Origin of the sequence: Caballeronia sp. LjRoot34 (genome assembly GCF_964253815.1) — a bacterium.
In the GTDB taxonomy this organism is placed as follows: domain Bacteria; phylum Pseudomonadota; class Gammaproteobacteria; order Burkholderiales; family Burkholderiaceae; genus Caballeronia.
This window is the reverse complement of record NZ_CAXUSB020000001.1, coordinates 1,778,473-1,795,765: the sequence shown is the minus strand read 5'-3', so window position 1 is coordinate 1,795,765 and position 17,293 is coordinate 1,778,473. Positions and strand designations below refer to the sequence as shown.

Annotated in this window: 13 protein-coding genes and 1 pseudogene; 2 read left to right on the top strand and 12 right to left on the bottom strand. The window is 60.2% G+C overall.

Annotated features, from left to right (window positions below):
• Window positions 1-161 precede the first annotated feature (161 nt).
• The gene (locus tag ACSQ36_RS08065) at window positions 162-305 is read right to left on the bottom strand and encodes a hypothetical protein (protein ID WP_436181514.1); all 144 of its coding nucleotides are present in this window, start codon (window positions 303-305) and stop codon (window positions 162-164) included.
• A 69-nt stretch (window positions 306-374) separates the two neighbouring features.
• Here ACSQ36_RS08065 and ACSQ36_RS08060 point away from each other — a divergent pair, with 69 nt between their 5' ends.
• Together ACSQ36_RS08060 and ACSQ36_RS08055 are read left to right on the top strand one after the other, a co-directional pair.
• Window positions 375-1,076, top strand: a complete 702-nt coding sequence (locus tag ACSQ36_RS08060) for a riboflavin synthase subunit alpha (RefSeq protein ID WP_436181513.1) — start codon at window positions 375-377, stop codon at window positions 1,074-1,076.
• 152 nt (window positions 1,077-1,228) lie between these two features.
• A pseudogene (locus tag ACSQ36_RS08055) lies at window positions 1,229-2,235 on the top strand (adenosine kinase).
• Window positions 2,236-2,465: 230 nt separating this feature from the next.
• Here the strand turns inward: ACSQ36_RS08055 and ACSQ36_RS08050 are convergent.
• The 11 genes from ACSQ36_RS08050 to ACSQ36_RS08000 all read right to left on the bottom strand — a co-directional run bounded on the left by ACSQ36_RS08050 (window position 2,466) and on the right by ACSQ36_RS08000 (window position 17,249).
• Window positions 2,466-4,013 carry an MFS transporter gene (locus ACSQ36_RS08050; RefSeq protein ID WP_436181512.1) on the bottom strand — a complete coding sequence of 516 codons (1,548 nt, stop codon included), beginning with the start codon at window positions 4,011-4,013 and terminating at the stop codon, window positions 2,466-2,468.
• Entirely contained in the window at window positions 4,010-4,522 is a 513-nt protein-coding gene (locus tag ACSQ36_RS08045) for a GNAT family N-acetyltransferase (protein WP_436181511.1), read from the bottom strand. Before ACSQ36_RS08045 ends, ACSQ36_RS08050 begins: the two co-directional genes overlap by 4 nt.
• Before the next feature lie 3 nt (window positions 4,523-4,525).
• Window positions 4,526-5,887, bottom strand: a complete 1,362-nt coding sequence (locus tag ACSQ36_RS08040; protein ID WP_436181510.1) for an LLM class flavin-dependent oxidoreductase — start codon at window positions 5,885-5,887, stop codon at window positions 4,526-4,528.
• Between the two features lie 60 nt (window positions 5,888-5,947).
• The gene (gene argE, locus ACSQ36_RS08035) at window positions 5,948-7,198 is read right to left on the bottom strand and encodes an acetylornithine deacetylase (protein ID WP_436183124.1); all 1,251 of its coding nucleotides are present in this window, start codon (window positions 7,196-7,198) and stop codon (window positions 5,948-5,950) included.
• Window positions 7,199-7,291: 93 nt separating this feature from the next.
• Window positions 7,292-7,636: a DUF3088 domain-containing protein gene (locus tag ACSQ36_RS08030; RefSeq protein WP_436181509.1), complete on the bottom strand. Its 345-nt coding sequence runs from the start codon at window positions 7,634-7,636 to the stop codon at window positions 7,292-7,294.
• 224 nt (window positions 7,637-7,860) lie between these two features.
• A complete protein-coding gene (locus ACSQ36_RS08025; RefSeq protein ID WP_436181508.1) occupies window positions 7,861-10,317 on the bottom strand; it encodes a TonB-dependent receptor plug domain-containing protein in 2,457 nt (818 codons plus the stop codon).
• Between the two features lie 635 nt (window positions 10,318-10,952).
• Window positions 10,953-11,993, bottom strand: a complete 1,041-nt coding sequence (locus ACSQ36_RS08020) for an LLM class flavin-dependent oxidoreductase (protein ID WP_436181507.1) — start codon at window positions 11,991-11,993, stop codon at window positions 10,953-10,955.
• 59 nt (window positions 11,994-12,052) lie between these two features.
• Complete coding sequence (locus ACSQ36_RS08015) at window positions 12,053-12,997, bottom strand: ABC transporter substrate-binding protein (protein ID WP_436181506.1); 945 nt, start codon at window positions 12,995-12,997, stop codon at window positions 12,053-12,055.
• Window positions 12,998-13,041: 44 nt separating this feature from the next.
• A complete protein-coding gene (locus ACSQ36_RS08010; RefSeq protein ID WP_436181505.1) occupies window positions 13,042-14,856 on the bottom strand; it encodes an amino acid ABC transporter permease/ATP-binding protein in 1,815 nt (604 codons plus the stop codon).
• A 31-nt stretch (window positions 14,857-14,887) separates the two neighbouring features.
• On the bottom strand, window positions 14,888-16,210 hold the full coding sequence (locus tag ACSQ36_RS08005; protein WP_436181504.1) for an LLM class flavin-dependent oxidoreductase: 1,323 nt from the start codon (window positions 16,208-16,210) through the stop codon (window positions 14,888-14,890).
• 37 nt (window positions 16,211-16,247) lie between these two features.
• Window positions 16,248-17,249: an LLM class flavin-dependent oxidoreductase gene (locus ACSQ36_RS08000; protein WP_436181503.1), complete on the bottom strand. Its 1,002-nt coding sequence runs from the start codon at window positions 17,247-17,249 to the stop codon at window positions 16,248-16,250.
• Window positions 17,250-17,293 lie beyond the last annotated feature (44 nt).

Below are 17,293 nucleotides of genomic sequence, written 5' to 3'. Positions count from 1 at the left end.
ACCGCGACCCACCCCGCTGGCCAGAACAATATTTTCGGCTTTCCATATTCTTCTTCATTGCTTGACCGCTCGATGCTCAACGAAAAATAATTCCCGGGCCCCGAATTGAATTGTCGATTTCGATTTATCCGTCCTATATTCGATTTCGAAGCAATGACATTTCAAGCCAACCAGCCAGGGCGGAATGCGGCGAACTTCACCGTCAGGCTGAGCGTGTTGGACAACATCAAATTCGCGTTCGGCGGAAATTCGTCTTGCACGCTGGTTCGTAGAAGCGTGGTCGCCTTCGGCTTGACCAACGCCATCCGACGTTTTTCACTCTATAACCCGGCAAGAAAATGACCAGGTGCTGGACTCGCCACATCAGGAGCTTTATGTTCACAGGTATTGTTCATGGCACTGCCTCTCTTTCAGAAATTTCTGACTATCAAGGATTACGCACGTTCACCATTGATTTTTCGCCAGGATTTTGCCGCGATCTGGTAGTGGGCGCGAGCGTCTCCGTCGATGGCGTATGCCTTACCGTGACGGAAATCGTGTCTTCCGATGTTGCTCGATTCGACGTGATCCTTCAGAGTCTGTCGATTACGGCTCTCGGAGGTTACGGCGTGGGAGCCACTGTGAACGTTGAGCGCGCTGCGAAGGACGGTGCAGAAATCGGCGGCCACCCGATTTCCGGACATATCGACTTTTCAGCGCCGATCATCGCGGTGCAAGCCTCCGAAAATAATCGTTTGCTTCGCATAGCTATTCCGGCTCAATTTCGCAAATATGTTTTTGCCAAGGGCTATATTGCGATTAACGGAGCCAGCCTGACCGTCTCCGAAGTAAACCGGAATGAAGGCTGGTTCGAGGTGTGGCTGATTCCCGAAACCAGGCGTGTGACGGTATTCGAGCAAAAGCAGGCCGGCAACATACTCAATATGGAAATCGAGCGTGGTACGCAGGTCGTGGTCGATACCATACGAGAGGCGGTGGAATCAAGTCTGGGCAAGCTAAAGCCCGTGCTTGATGCTGTCCTCCGAGAACGTGGATTAAACCTTGAAGATTTCATATATCCACCAGCCTTGAAATGAGTGTGTCCACGGGTGCACTTTTGCTTGATCGTGCGTTGATAAGCGAAAGTGCCCGATCGCGAGGAATATCGCATCGCCAGCAAAAACCAGCAAGGCTTTCGGTGGATAGCTCACTAAGCTGACGCCTTACTTTCGAGTACGCACCGTTTTCTATGAAACACTACGACCTCTACGCCATCGGCAACGCCTTGGTAGACTCCGAATACGAAGTAAGCGACGCTCAGCTCAAGGCCTTGCGCGCGGAGAAAGGCCATATGTCGCTGATCGACGCGGACCGGCGCGCCGAACTGCTGCATGACCTGCGCCGCATCACTGCGCGCCGCAGCGGTGGCGGATCGGCCGGTAACACCGCGGTTGCACTATCGCAAATGGGCGGTCGGGCGTTTTACGCGTGCCGCGTGGCTGACGACGAGCTGGGCGAGTTCTACAGGCGAGATCTGGCTGCCAACGGCGTCGCAACCAATTTGACTCACACACCGTCCGCAGCGGGCATCACCGGCACCTGCATCGTATTGATCACACCCGATGCAGAACGAAGCATGAGCACTTTTCTCGGCGCGACAGCCGAGCTGGATGCAACGGCACTGCACGAGCAGGACATCGTGAGCTCCAGTGTCTATTACATGGAAGGGTATCTGGCCGCTTCGCCCACCGGACTGCAGGCTGCGCTCCAAGGCCGTCAGATAGCGCGGGATGCCGGCCTCAAGCTGGCCACCACACTCAGCGACGTGAGCATGATCAATTTTTGCCGGGAAGGCCTCGCCGCCATGGTCGGCGAGCAGCTCGACTATCTGTTCTGCAACGAAGAGGAGGCTCAGGCCTGGTGCGGGACGCAGGATCCGGCTCTGATATATCGCGAGATCAGCCAACTGGCTCGCGCGGTCTGCCTGACCCGTGGCGCGCAAGGTTGTGTGCTGCTGGAACGCCACCAGCAAACATCCGTGCCAGCGGCGAGGTAAAGGCGGTCGACACCAATGGCGCCGGTGACATGTTTGCCGGCGCATTCCTCTATGCCGTGACACATGGCTACAGCCACATCGAGGCGGCGAGGCTGGCGAATCAGGCCGCCGCTCAGATAGTCCTTCAATATGGCAATCGTTTAACGCGAGGCAGGACACTGGCAATCAAAGCCCACTTCGAGCGGAGCACAAATCTCTGATGTCTCTGATCCACGCGAATCGCCATATCGATACGGCACACGTTGCGTCGAAGCAAAATGATTCGACGCACACGACCGAGGTTGACGTTTATTCACAAGCAACCCTGATCGACGCTGACTGCCGGCAGTGAAGACCGTCATCAGCGCGACTCATAGGCGCGGGCGAGGTCGGTCTCACGCGTTCAGATCGCTGAAGGACCGGGCTTTGAACAACAGTCCTGGCCAACCTCCTATGGCTCACTGACATCCAGAGTGCCACCCAACGTGTGCCCGGGCAGCGCCGCCGGGACAGTCGAGCCGCCGGATCGACCTTCATCGGGCGGAATCGCCAAACGCCGGCGCAGCGTATCGGCCAGAGCAGCGAGCAGCGCCCCTCCAGTGAGGGCGAGAACCAGAATCAGCGCGGCCACGAACGCCGAACGATAAGACGTCAAACTGGCTCCGCTGCTCAGCTTCACGAGAAAGATGCCCGCCCCCCACGACATCCCGATCGAGCAGGCCAGACGCTGGGACAACTGCAGAAATCCAGCCGCGAGTCCACGCCCCTCGCCCTCGCCTGCCTCGGCTAGCGTCATCACCTGGTTCGGTGCGTGGATCAGGCCGCTCGCGCCCCCTTGCAGAAGCCCGATGACCGGATAGGCGAAGAGTATTCCCGCTACCGGCAGCAGCAGGATCGCCACGGCCTCCAATGCAACCAGGACGGCAAAGATGGCGATGACGGATGCGACGCCGACGCGGCCGAAACGGCTGACGAAACGCCAGCTCCTGGCGGACGACACCAGCATGCCCAGCGCTGAAGACACCGACAGGGCCGCAAACAGCAAAGGCCCTATTCGCAGGCCATCAAGAAAAAATAGCGCGCTGACGATGCCTAACGTAAGACCAGAGGCGAACTGGAACATGGCCACCACGGAGCCCAGCACGTAGCCAGGCGAACGAATGAGGCCGCGCGCGAGAATCGGTGAACCGCCGCGACGCTGGTAGTACACCTCCCAGCAGACAAACAACGGCACGCCAGCCGCAGCGGCGCCGAGATAGGCTCGGGCCGGAATGGAGCCTGTGCTGCCGACCAGGGTGGCGAGCATCAACGCCAGCGTGATGACACTTAGCAATGCCAGCCCGCCTGGATCCAGGGAGAACCGGCCGGGCTGCGGCCGGCTCCCGGGCAAGTGCCGCAACGCGAGGAAGAAGACGACAGCGCCAAACGGAACATTGATCAAAAACAGCAGGCGCCAGCCGATATCTGGCGGTGCAAATGCGAGCACCAGCCCGCCAACCAGAGGCCCGACGGCGCCGGACATCCCGCCGGCCGAAGCGTAGCGGCCAAGTGCTTTCGCGCGGCTTTCACCCTGGAACAGGTCCTGAATCAGCCCCAGCACCTGCGTGTTGATGATGCCCGCTCCCAGCCCCTGCAGCAGCCGCGCCGCGATGACCGTTTGCGCGCTCCAGGCTAGGCCGCCGAGCACACTGAAACCGGCAAACATCGACAACCCGATCAGGAACAGCAATCTGCGGCCGATGATATCGCCCAAGCGCCCGGCCGGGACCAGCGCTACGCCAAAGGCCACCGAGTAGATCGATATGATCAGTTGCAGCTGGGACACGGACGCATGGAGACCATCGCGTAGCCGGGGAACGGCCAGTGCGAAGATTGCCTGGTCGAGCAGCGTAGTGAAGCCCATCGCGACGCAGATGCCGAGAACGACGCTTGCATTGCCGCCGGACTGCGCAGGTGTCTTAACGCCCGTCTTGTGCAATTGCCGATGCGGTAGCCTCACGACAACTGTTTCTCGAACAGGAAGCCCGGCGGCTCCTCCTCACCGAAGTCGTGCGCCGACAGCAACGTATAGCCGCTGGTCTGGTAGAGCGCAATGGCCTCGGGCTGACGCGGACCGGTACCGAGGAACACCCGTGTGTACCCCAGGCGTAAAGCTTGCGCCTCGAGTTCGGCCAGCACGCGCCGCGCAAGGCCTTGACGGCGATGGTTGCGGCTGGCCCAGATGCGCTTGAACTCAGTGGTGCCAGGATCGGAATGTTTCATGAGTGCGCCTCCCGCTATTGCTTGCCCGTCTCGCAGCAGCAACAGGAAGGCGCCATGCGGCGCAGCAAACGCCTCGGGGGGATAGCGTCGCAATTCGTTTTCGATCTCGCCCGGCTTGATAAACCCTTCGTAACGGCTACTGTATTCGAAGATCAGTTCATCGAACAAAGGGCGAGCCAATGGATCGTGAACCGAAACATAGGCGAAGCGCTCATCCTGCCCGGTTGACGGGTATGTGGCTGCCATCTCTTACCCCTGTGCCTGCGCGTAGCGATTCGCGGGATACGGCAAGCCCAGGTGTTCCCGTAGCGTACTGCCCTGATAGTCCGTGCGATAAAGACCGCGCTTCTGCAAGATAGGCACCACCTGGTCGACAAACTCGTCGAATGCGCCTGGCGTGCCCCCCATGATGACGAATCCGTCCGCGGCGCGAGACTCGAACCACTCCTGCAAACCGTCTGCCACCACCTCGGGCGTGCCGATAAAGCGCGGTCGCGGTGCGGCCGACTCCAGCGCGACCTGACGCAGCGTCAAGCCGCGCTCGCGGGCTTTACGCTTGATGCCGTCGGTCCCGCTACGAAAGCTGTTACTACCGAGCTCGCCAATGTCGGGAAACGCTTCGTCCAACGGATACTGGCTGAAGTCGTGGTGCTCGAAGAAGCGGCCGAGATGATCCAGTGCGCTGTCGATGGTGATCAGCTCCAGTGTTTCCTGATAGCGGCGCTCCGCCTCTTGCGCGCTATCGCCCAGGATCACACCCACCCCTTGAAATATCTTCAGCTCGTGTGCGCCCCGGCCAATGCCGTCCGGCTCGTGCTTCAATTCGGCGTAAAACGTCTGGGCCTCGGCGAGCGTCTCATGATGCGTAAATACAGCATCGGCGTGAGCAGCGGCGAGGTGCTTGCCATCCTCCGAGGCGCCCGCCTGGAACAGGATTGGCCGCCCCTGCGGAGTGCGCCCGACATTGAGCGGGCCCTCCACCGAGAAGTACTTGCCCTTATGGTCCAGCGTATGCAGTTTGGCCGGGTCGAAGAAGGCGCCGCTGGCACGGTCACGGATGAACGCGCCCTCCTCCCATGAATCCCACAAGCCCTTCGCGACGTCGAGATACTCAGCCGCAATGCGATAGCGTTCGCCATGTTCCGGATGGCTCTCGCGCGAGAAGTTGCGTGCCGAGCCCTCCAGCGGCGAAGTCACGACATTCCAGCCGGCACGGCCGCCGCTGAGGTGGTCGAGGCTCGCGAACTGGCGCGCCACGGTGAACGGCTCGCTGTAAGACGTGGACAACGTGCCGACAAGGCCGATCCGTTCAGTGATCGCGGCTAGCACCGACAAGAGGGTGAGCGGTTCAAAGCGGTTGAGGAAGTGCGGAACCGACTTCGCATTGATGTGAAGTCCATCGGCGACGAACACGAAGTCGAACTTGCCGGCTTCGGCCTTGCGCGCCACGTCCTTGACGAAGTCGGGGTTGATGCTTGCATCGATGACCGCATCGGGATGCCGCCAGCCGGCGTAGTGGCCGCCGGGCCCCCCAATAACAGCACCGAGGTGAATCTGCCGTGAGGCAACGGAAGCGGAGGTCGCCCGGTTCGCTTGATGCACTTGATTCATAAGGTAGTCACCTGACATTGACGAAAGAGGTGCGAGTCTGTAACGACGGCGGCACGCCGGTCATGGAGCGGATCGTCCGCCTTCCATATGCGCATCGACGCCATACGGCTCCTTCAGACTGCCAATGAGCCGTCGCACGAAACGCTCGCAGCTCGCCAGTTGCGCGAGCTCGACATACTCGTTGGCGCGATGCGCCTGCTCGATGTAACCCGGCCCGCATACGATGGTCGGAATGCCTGCCTGGGCGAACAGCCCGGCTTCGGTGCCGTACGCAACCTTGCGCTTCTGCCGGTCATCCGTGAGTGCGCGCACAAGCTGCGTGATCGCAGCCTCTTCGGAGGCGTCCAGCCCCGGCGACGACGACATCTGCCGGAACTCGATCGCGGCGTCCGGATGCTCGCGGCGCATTGCCGGCAGCAGCGTATCGCGCGCATAAGATTCGATCCGGGCGATGATCTGTTGCGGCTCGAGCGCCGGAAGATTGCGGAACTCGAATGAAAAGCGGCATTCGGCCGGCACCGTGTTGATCGCGTTGCCCCCTTCGATCAGGCTTGTCTGCGCGGTCGTGAAGGGCACGTCGAACAACTCATCGAACGGTCCTTGCGCGCGGAACTGATCGGCGATGTCCCGGATGTGGCAGATCAGCCGCGCCGCGTATTCGATCGCGTTCAGCCCATTGGGCGTCAGTGACGAATGGGCGGCGTGGCCGCGCACGCAACACTGGTAGGTATTGATGCCCTTGTGCGCGATCACCGTGCGCATGCCGGTGGGCTCACCAACAATACAGCCTGCCGGACGCAGGCCACGCCTTTTCAGATCGGCAACCATGTACGGGGCACCAACGCAGCCAATTTCCTCGTCGTACGACAGCGCGAAGTGCACCGGTTGCAGGAGCTTCCCGTCGAGCATCTCCGGCAGCAGCGCAAGCGTGCTGCCGACGAAACCCTTCATGTCGCAGGTGCCCCGGCCATAGAGCCGGCCGTCGCGGATCTCGGGCTGAAACGGATCGCTGTCCCACTGCTGGCCCACGACCGGCACCACGTCGGTATGGCCCGAAAGCACGATCCCGCCATCGGTCGAACCGTCGTGTGCCGGTACGGTAGCGAACAGATTTGCCCAACCGTCGCGCTGGTCGTGTATGAGCGTCGCGTCAATACCATGGCGCCTCAGTTCATCGCGTACCGTTTCGATCAAACCGAGGTTCGGCAAGCGGCTTGTCGTATCGATCGATACGAGAGTGCGGATCCAGTCAAGGGTAGTCTGCCCGGGCTGCCCACTGGTTGGAATATAGGCCGTATCCAGGGTGGACATCATTACCTCCTGGAAATAATGAGAGTGATCAACATAGTTGCGCGCACCGCAAACTAGCACGGCGCGTCAACAGATTTAATGGATTTAATGGATTTAATGGACCTTCGGGAAGCCGTGCCGCTCGGCCAGCAACGCAAGAATCCGCTTCGTATCGGTGACGAAGTGCTTGTCGCCGAGTGTCTGAGCGTCGTCGGGTATGGGATACTCGTTACCTAGCACGAGTACCGGCAGCCCCTGATGCTCATCGTCGAGAGCCGCGATCACGTCGCGCCTGGGCCGCAAAAACGGAATGTGCTTCACGTCTAGCCGCACAACGCGGGCGTGGTCGCTCGCGAGCAACCCTTCGATCGCCACGCCATGTGGGCAGACAAAACGCTCGCCCGGGTGAGCGGGATCGGCGAAGCCCGGTTCCAGCAACAGCAGTAAATCTCGGCTCATGGTGAACAATCCTCCTGTAGTCTGGTCAGAGAAGCAAAAGATTCTCCCGGTCCTGTACCGGAATAGCCACGAAGAAATTGATCCAGGAATATGAATGGTTCTGATAAGCGATTACGAGAGCTGACGGAGCCCGCCCTGCGGCGCAGCGGCCATGAACCTGCGTCGCGTACGGAACATGTTTCCTGTGACCAGCTAAAATGCCCAGATTTCCTGGTCAAACGGCACTAGAACAGGTACTTCGCGCGCAGGTAGTAGAAGCCACCGTCCATACCAATCGCGGACGTCGTGGGATCGATATCAGCCCCTGCATATTGAGCAGCCAGGGGCAACTTGTTGGGATATTCATTGAACAGATTCTTCGCGCCTACCGCCACCTCGAAGTGCTTCGTTACTTCGAAACGAGTCTCAAGGTCAGTGGTGTATTCCACTTTGTTTTTGAACGGTATGAATACGGAGACCGAGCCTGCATTAGGGCCGGTACTATAGGACTCCTCCGCCGACGTGGTACCGAAGCGCGTTTCATGCAGAGATACTCCCCACTTGCCCCAATTCCAAATGCCGCCAATAATGATCTTGCTCTTCGGTGTCCCACTCGTCAGGTAATCGATCTGCTTGGCATTCAGGAGCGGCTGGCCGTTGGCTCCCGCAGCGAGATGCGTCAACGACGTGTTGTTGAAGTTGACACCCACGTCCCAATCAATCGTGCCATATTGCCCGATGTATGTATGGTAGGTCGCCGCCAGATCGACGCCATCGGTGCGAGTATTCGCACCGTTAGTGAAATAGCTGGCCGAAATAGCTGAAGCCGGGATGCCCAGCGGGGTTGAGAATCCCGCCAGGCCGATGGCGTTGATTGCTGCCTGGCCCGCCTGCGAACCGCCCTCGACAATACGATTACGGATATCAATTTCATAGGCATCGACCGTCACGTTGATATCGCGCGTCGGAGTCAACACGAGACCCAAGTTGTAGCTGGTCGACTTCTCGGGCTTCAGGGGCTGCGCACCGAGCGATCTTGCCGCGGCCGAATTCGCAGCCAGCAATGCGAACGCCGAAGTCGGCGTCGGGCTAATCGTTGTGTAGTATTCCTCTGCGAGCGTGGGTGCACGGAACCCGGTGCCAACACTACCGCGCAGCGCGAGCCATGGAGTGAAATCGTAACGGGTCGAGATCTTGCCGTTCGTCGTATCACCCACGTCGCTATAGTGCTCGAAACGTCCTGCCAGATCGACTTGCCATTGTTGCGTGATCTTGGTCGCCAGATCGATATAGGTGGCGAGTACGTCGCGCGTATTGTTGCTCGCGCTCGCGGCGGTCAAACCAACCAACGCCGGCGTGCCTCCGTACAGATACGCATCCGGCTCGCCCGCGCCGACCGAATAGCCCTCGGTGCGCTGCTCAAAGCCGAACGACACGGTGACGGGTGCCGGTAATAGGGGAACATTGAACGGCCGCGTGAAATCAAGGTTATTGGTCCACTCGGTGTTCTGCTGATTGCCGATGTAAAAGTTGGTCGGCGTCTGGCCCGTTGCCTGATATAAGCCTAGATTCTCCGACGTCGCCTGGCTGAAATGAGCGTAGTCGCCGCCGTAGGTCGTACTCAAATCCCACTTCCAGCCCAGCAGGTTGTCGCCCTTAGCACCGGCCGTGACCGAGAAATCGTTTTCGTTAAGCAGGTCTTGCGGTATGAACCCGCCCGGATAAACTGCAGGCAAGACGCCGGAGCCCCGGATCGACTGATAGCTGGCCGCGTCCTTGTGGGCATAGGTACCGAATCCGTAAAGTTCTACATTGTCACCAAGGTAATAACCGGCGTTGAAGCCGACAACCTCACGCGTACTCGCCGGATCGCCAAAATAGATGTTGCTGACCGACCCGGCGAGCGCTCCGGTGTGAGCATACTGAGAGGTCCGGTCCGTATGATTCTCATGCGACACTTCTGCGCTCAGATCCAGGAACCCGCCCGGTCCGAGGGCAAGTCCGTAATGGGCGGACTCGTCTTGATGGAGACCGTCGCCCTGATAGGTTTGCCCGGTCGACGTTTCGATAGAACCACCCTTGGTGTCCGACTTGAGAATAATGTTAATCACCCCCGCGATCGCATCGGAACCATACTGTGCGGCGGCACCATCACGCAGGATTTCCACATGGTCGACAGCACTCGCGGGAATCAGGTCGATGTCGACTCCCGTGGAACCTTGCTGCGGGCCGGGGTTAAGGGAAATAGTCGCGGTCGAATGCCGGCGCTTGCCGTTCACGAGTACCAGCACCTGGTCAGGCGTCAGGCCATGTAACGTAAGTACGTCGACCAGAGCGGCTTGCGCGCCACCCATGGCCTGACGCTGGATTGCCGGCGACAGGGAAACCAGTGCGTCGCGCAGATCAGTCTGGCCAGTGCTCTGCAACTGCTCGGCCGTAATCACATTCACCGGTGTCAGACTCTTGGATGCCTTCGTCGCTGTACGCGTTCCCGTCACCACTACCCGATCCTGAACCTGCACGCCATCCTGCTCGCGCGATTGCTGCGCAGTACTAGCCGGCTGCGCCACAGACGGCCCGGCCTCGCTCTGCGCGTAGGCGGCACCGCTGCACGCGTAGGTGGCGACCGCCAGCGAAATTGTCTTGCGCCGCCAACCCGCAATAGGCCCACAACCCAGCCTTGCTGAACGTCTTCCATGCATAATTATCGACCCCGTGGGAAAAATTAACACCCTGTGCGGCGCACGCATCATTGCGCGAGAAAGTGTCTGAATTAGTTAGTTAAGCGAGCAGATACTGATCTGTCAAAGTCACATCCTTCAACCAATTAATTCCGAGATAGTCATGAATTTAAAGACGTATATGCATATGTCTCGATGCCTCGCGGGCGATGAAATCCCATGCGCAGTTCGGCGTTTTTATAAAAACCGCCAAGGTGGCAAGACATCGTCACAGCGAAACTGGCACGTCGCCTTTCCATAGGCGCACGACCAGATATCCAGCCACGCCTGGCGGACCTGGACGGCGACAAACATGTTGGCCTGCGGTGAGATAGATATCGAAGGCGTCGTAGCCGACAGAGACGATCGCTCAACGACGATGTTGAGTTAGCCGGGTTCGAAGATGGCTGATCGAATATAAAGCGATCAGAGACATGTCGAAACCCGCATTGCTGGGCAACAGGTTCGCCTCTGCGCGTGCGAACGAAAACATTCCTTGTGGGAGCCGCAGCCAGGTCCAGCATCAATATGCGCAGCGTGAGAAGCATTGATCACGAGGCCATATTCCCGTCGCGGTAACCTCGTCGACACCCGCGTCCCGAGCCGCCTGGCCGCACTTATGTCGTCACAGCCTCCCGCACGGCTGACGACTTCCACCCAAGATGGGGTGCTATACGAGTAGCGAAATCTTCCAGAATCTGATGATAGTTCTCGAACGGTAGATCGTAGGGCAACTCAAGACGCAGCTCCCGCACTCCCGCCACTACGGGATCCGCGAGCAGGCGCTCAACGATCTCGTCCGCGGTCCCCACGAGATCAGGAATGAACAATATGCGCCGCTCGCCAAACGGGGCCAGCGTACGTGCGTGGCGTCCTTCCGCGAAGGACTGATAGCGTTGCCGTGTCTGGACGTCGGCGCCATCTACGGGAACGATGACACGCCCCAGCGCGACACGCGGCGTACGCACTTCGTTCCAGTTAGAGTGGAACAGATCAAGTTGTTGCAATTGGGCTTCACGGTAATCGTCGGTCCCCTCGCCCGTAGTAATGTTGCCGATCAACAGATTGAAGCCGTTACGTCCTGCCCATTCGATCGATCGCCGTGAGCCACCGCCATACCACAGCCGGTCAGTCAGCCCCCGCGCGTACGGCGATACGCGCGGTCGAACCCGCCCGGCCGCCGATTCGACAAAGGTGTCCTCGTCTCCGAGCCAGTCCCCTGACAAATTCCGGCGCAAGCGCGCCACCCGCTCATGTGAGAAATCGATCAGGTCGGGATCCGTGTCGAACAGCCGCTCACTCAACAAGGCGCCGTGGTTCGGCGCACCCGCGCTGAGCCCGACATTGAGTCGCCCCTTCGACAGCACGTCCACGGTTGCCAGGTCCTCCGCCAGCCTGAATGGATTCTCATATCCCATCTGGATGACCGCCGAACCCAGCCCGATTCGCGTGGTACGCTGACTTGCTGCGGCAAGAAAGGTCGCGGCGGATGACACGGCACGCTCGAGATGACGTTGACGCACCCAGGCGCTGTCATAGCCGAGTGCCTCACCCACGCCAAACAGTTCGAGCGTTCGCTCGAATCCCGCCTCCGGGCTTTCATCCGGATAATTCCCAGGTGTCAGAAATGCAATATGGTCAATGCGTGCCGCGCACATGTCGAACCTTTGTCTTGACGCGTATTAGTTTATTGGATAAGTCACCTTTTCCCACTTGATCAGGAATCCTTATATCCTGGCGGATTAGTGTCCGAGCGCTCGATTGCTTCGGTTTCGAGGCCCCACCGGGCGAGCGCCGCCCTATATTGACCTCCGGCGATCAACCCATTAGTCGCCTCGGTCAGCGCCTGCGCGAGTCCGGAGCCCTTGCGCGATGCAATCGCCACGTCGGCCCGTAGTGGCCAACCCGCATTCACGGTGCCCACCAGGCGAATTTTTCCTTGCGTCGCCGCCGCGTAGGCGAGTGGCGCGTGGGGATTGAAAGTTGCATCGGCGCGATTGGACAACAGCGCGAGCGATGCCGAGTCCAAATCATCAAAATACTGGAGGGTCGCAGCCTTGAGTCCCTGGGCTACGTTCTGGTTATTCCATTCGAGCAGGATGCGCTCCTGGATTGTTCCAGAACCCGTAATGATACGGAGCCCCGCGATATCCTTTGGGATGCGTATCGACTGGATCGAGCTGGCCACGGGTACATAGAACGCGTGTAAGCCGAGACGATAGGTCGAAAAATCGAATTTCTCCTTGCGCTGCTCGGTCACGCCCACGTTCGAGATCACTGCGTCGTATTTGCCGGAGGTGAGGCCCAGCGGCCAATCCGCCCATGCGACAGGCACGAATTCCAGCTTCAGGCCCAAAGTATCGGCCACTAGCAGCGCATAATCCGGATCCGAACCCACAATGGTGCGTGCGTCCGTCGCATAGGTTGCGAGCGGTGCTGCAAATGGCGCGACGGCAACCGTCAGCACGCCCGCCTCGACAGGACGGTAGCCATTGCTCAACAGCCGGACAGCTGACGGATTCTTTGGAGCCCGCAACCGTCCACGCTGTTCCGGGCTGAAGTCGAACGACCGGGTTCCGGCCAAGGCGCGCCCGGCCGGCCAGATTATTGTAGCGGCGGCAAATACCGTTACATTGGTTAGGAATACTCTTCGCTTTGTCATCGTCGGGATATTCTGGTATCAATAGTTGCAAGGTGCTAAAAGTGCTACAGCACCTTTGAGAGGAATTCACGGGTGCGGGGATGAGCGGGGTCGCCAAGCACGCTGGCCGGCGATCCGGATTCCACGATACGTCCGGCGTCCATGAATACGATCGTGTCGGCGACCTCGCGCGCGAACCCGATCTCGTGCGTGACGATGATCAGCGTCGTGCCGGAGCGCGCAAGCTGACGAATGACGTCCAGCACCTCGTTGACGAGCTCCGGATCGAGTGCCGATGTCGGCTCGTCAAAAAGCAGGACCTTCGGCTTGAGCGCAAGTGCGCGAGCAATCGCCACGCGTTGCTGCTGGCCTCCGGATAACTGGCGCGGCCACGCGTCAGCCTTGCCCGTGAGTCCCACGCGCGCGAGCAACGTGCGCGCTTCCCCCTCAGCCTGAGCGCGCGGCACCCCAGCCGCCAACGGCGCTTCGATAACGTTGTCAAGCACAGTCAGGTGCGGGAACAGGTTGAAGCTCTGGAACACCATCCCGACGTCAGCGCGACGCCGCTCCAGGATGTCCTTTTCCTTGAGCTCGTAAAGCGTGCGCCCGTCCTTGCGATACCCAACCAGTTCGCCATCGATGTCGATAAAGCCGTCGTCAACGCGTTCAAGGTGGTTGATCGAGCGCAGCAGGGTCGACTTGCCTGAGCCCGATTGACCGAGGATCACAGTGACGCTTCCCGAAGGAAACGCCAGCGAGACGTCGTCGAGCACCTTGAGGGTGCCGAAGCTCTTCGATACGTTATGGATGCCCACCTTGCCGCCGACCCGCAGCTGCGCCCAGCCGGCCGCGCCCGAGTCAGCCACCGTGCGATGTTGCCCTTCCGGCTGTTTAGCAGCACTTTCCCTGCGCGCAGCGCGCGCGCGGCGCCACCCTCCGAGCAGCGCGGTCAGCGGCGAGCGCACGACCGGCTCGCGTGTCGCGCCACGCGCAAAGTACCGTTCGATATGAACCTGGATCGCCGATAGCACGGTCAGGATGACCAGATACCAGACGGTTGCGACCATCAACAGCGGGATGACTTCCAGATTGCGGTGATAGATGATCTGCACCGTGTAGAACAAGTCTGGCATCGCGAGAATGTAGACGACCGATGTGCCTTTCGCTAGGCCAATCACGTCGTTGAACGCGGTCGGCAGGATCGCACGCATCGCTTGCGGCATCACGATGCGCCGCACTTGACGGCCGCCCGGCAAGCCAAGTGCGGCGGCCGCTTCACGTTGCCCGTGATCGACGGACAGGATCCCTCCGCGAATTGCCTCCGCCGAGAATGCCGCGGCGTTCAGCGTGAGCCCGAGCACTGCCGCAAAGAACGGACTGATCAGGTTCGTCGTCGATTCATTCAGTAGTGCAATGTGCGTGAACGGCACGCCGATCCAGATCGTCTCGTACAGATAGCCGAGGTTGTTCAGCAAGAGCAGCAGGACAATCGGCGGGATCGAGCGGAACAACCAAATGAACGCCCACGAGCAGCCAGCCAGCAACGGTGAACGAGATACCCGCGCCAAGGCAAGCGGGATCGCAAGCGTAAAACCAAAGAGCGCGCTGAGCGCCGTGAGCACGAGCGTCCGGCCGAGGCCCGAGAGTACCGGCCCCGCGAGAAACCACTGCGCAAAGACACCCCAGCCCCAGCGCGGATTACCCAATACCGAATTCAGTACGACACCAATCAGCACGATCGCTAGCACCGTTCCGGCCGTGCGTGCATGATGCCGTGCCGGGACAATCCGATAGTGCGCGTAGTCGCGACCTGCCGCGTCTTCGTTCGGGTGGCCCGAGTGGACGACCTGGCCGGCAAGCTGCTGGGTGGTATCGCTCATAATCCCCTCCTCCTGGGTGGTAAGCCCTTCGTCATGCCGTTTCCGCGTTCGCATAGCGGCTCTCGCGGCGCGGCAAGCCGAGGTGATCGCGCAGCGTTGTCCCGGTCAGCGTGCGGCTGTAGCGGCCACGTGCCTCTAGCGCGGGAATCACGTACTGGACGAAATCGGCGAATCCTTCAGCCTGCACCGGGAACCCGAGGATGAAACCGTCAGCGGCGCCGGCATCGAACCAGCGGATCAGTTCGTCGGCGATCTGCTCGCCCGTACCGATGAACTGCGACTTCGGTGTCGCCACTTCCAGCGCAACCTCGCGCAGGGTGGCGCCCGTGCGCTTGGCGTCGGCCTTGATGCGATCGGTCGCTGAACGGAAGCTGTTCGTGCCAAGCTCGCCGAGATCCGGGAACGGCTCGTCGAGCGCGTATTGCGTAAAGTCATGGTGCTCGAAGAAGCGCCCCAGATAAGCAAGCGCGTCATCGATGGTCAGCAAATCGCGGATGGCGCGATACTTCGCTTCGGCTTCTTCTGCCGTCGTGCCGACGATCGGGCCGATACCCGGAAAGATCTTCACATCGGTGGCCGCGCGCCCGTGCTCGACCGCGCTTTGACGTACCTTCTCCGAAAATTCCCGCGTCTCTTCAAGCGATGGCGAGGGCGTGAATACCGCGTCCGCATACTTGCCGGCGAGCGCAATTCCCGACTCGGACGCGCCCGCCTGGAAGATCACGGGCTGGCCTTGCGGCGAACGCTGGATATTGATTGGCCCGGCGACCTGGAAAAACTTGCCTTTGTGATCGAGCGTATGCAGCTTGTCGCGATCGAAGAAACGCCCGCTCTCGCGCTCGCGCACAAATGCGTCGTCGTCCCAGCTGTCCCATAGTCCCTGCACCACTTGCAGATATTCGTCGGCAATCTCGTAGCGCAGTTCGTGATCAGGATGCTCACCGCCATAGTTCTTCGCGGAACCTTCAAGCGGCGACGTCACGACGTTCCAACCCGCACGGCCGCCGCTGATGAGGTCGAGCGACGCGAACTGGCGCGCCACCGTAAACGGATGGCTGTACGAAGTCGAAAGCGTGCCCGCAAGACCGATCTTCGAGGTCGCGGTAGCGAGCGCCGACAGGATCGAGATAGGCTCAAAGCGGTTCAGGAAGTGGGGAATCGACTTCTCGTTGATATACAGCCCATCGGCCACGAACGCGAACGCAACGCCGTTAGCCTCGGCCTTCTGCGTGATACCGGTGACGAAATCGAGATTGACGCTCGCATCCGCAGGGCCGGCGGGATGCTTCCATGAATTCATGTGGCCGCCTGCGCCGTGCAGCATGATGCCGAAAGTGAGGTTTCGCTGAGTCATGTTTTGATCCGTTAAACGGGAATGGGGGGCAAAAAAATCAGACGCGGGCGGTCTGCCGCGCACCGGCCAGCGCTTCGACTGAAGCCAGGCGCAGCGCGTAATCCGCAACCGGGCTGTCGATCACGAATTCCTCAATACCGAAGCGTTCATGCAATGCGTCGAGTTCCTGGCGCACATCGTCCGCGGTGCCGGTAATGAGGTGGGGATGCAGCTCGTTGATCTTGTAGTCGGTCACGCCGACCTGCCGGGCGAACTCCGCGCCGGCCTCCGGACTGGGGAGGTTGACGCTCTGCCCGGTTGCAAGCTGCAGCTTGAAAATCCGCAGCGGTCCGACATGACGCGCGGCCTCAGCCTTCGACTCCGCTGCAAAGGCGTAAAGCGCAAGCAACGGCGTGCGACCGGTCGCGTTGCGATAGGTGTCGATCGAACGCTGGAGGTTGACCTCATCGCGATTGAAATGACCGGCGTAACAGAATTGCCAGTCGTACTCTGCTGCGAGCGCGGCGCTCTCGGGGCTGGCGCCCAGCAGGATGCCCTGCGGGGCCTCGGGCGGCGCAGGAAACGCAACTGCTCCAGCAAGCGGATGATCTTCATCAACACCCGACTTCAGAAACGCGTCGAGTTCCGCGAGCTGCCCCCGGAAGTCGGGTTTCTTTTCCTTGTCGTGAAACCATTGCAACGCGCGAGTCGTCAAGGGCAGGCCGCCCGGCGCCTTGCCAACGCCAAGATCTACGCGACCCGGCGCGAGCGATGCCAGCACCCGGAACGACTCCGCAACCTTGAAAGGGCTGTAATGCTGAAGCATCACGCCACCGGAACCAACGCGGATACGCGAGGTATGTGCGAGCAGATGCGACACGACAATCTCCGGCGCCGAGCTAGCGAGCCCCGGCGCTCCATGATGCTCGGCAATCCAGTAACGCTTGTAATTCAACGCCTCGGCACGCTGCGCAAGCTGGACGGTAAAGCGCAGCGCGTCATAGGCGCTTGTTCCGTCGGCGATCGGACTCTTGTCGAGAATCGAAAGTGAATACGACATATCAGGCCCTTCCAGCGCACCCGCGGGTGCATCGGGAAAAAGTT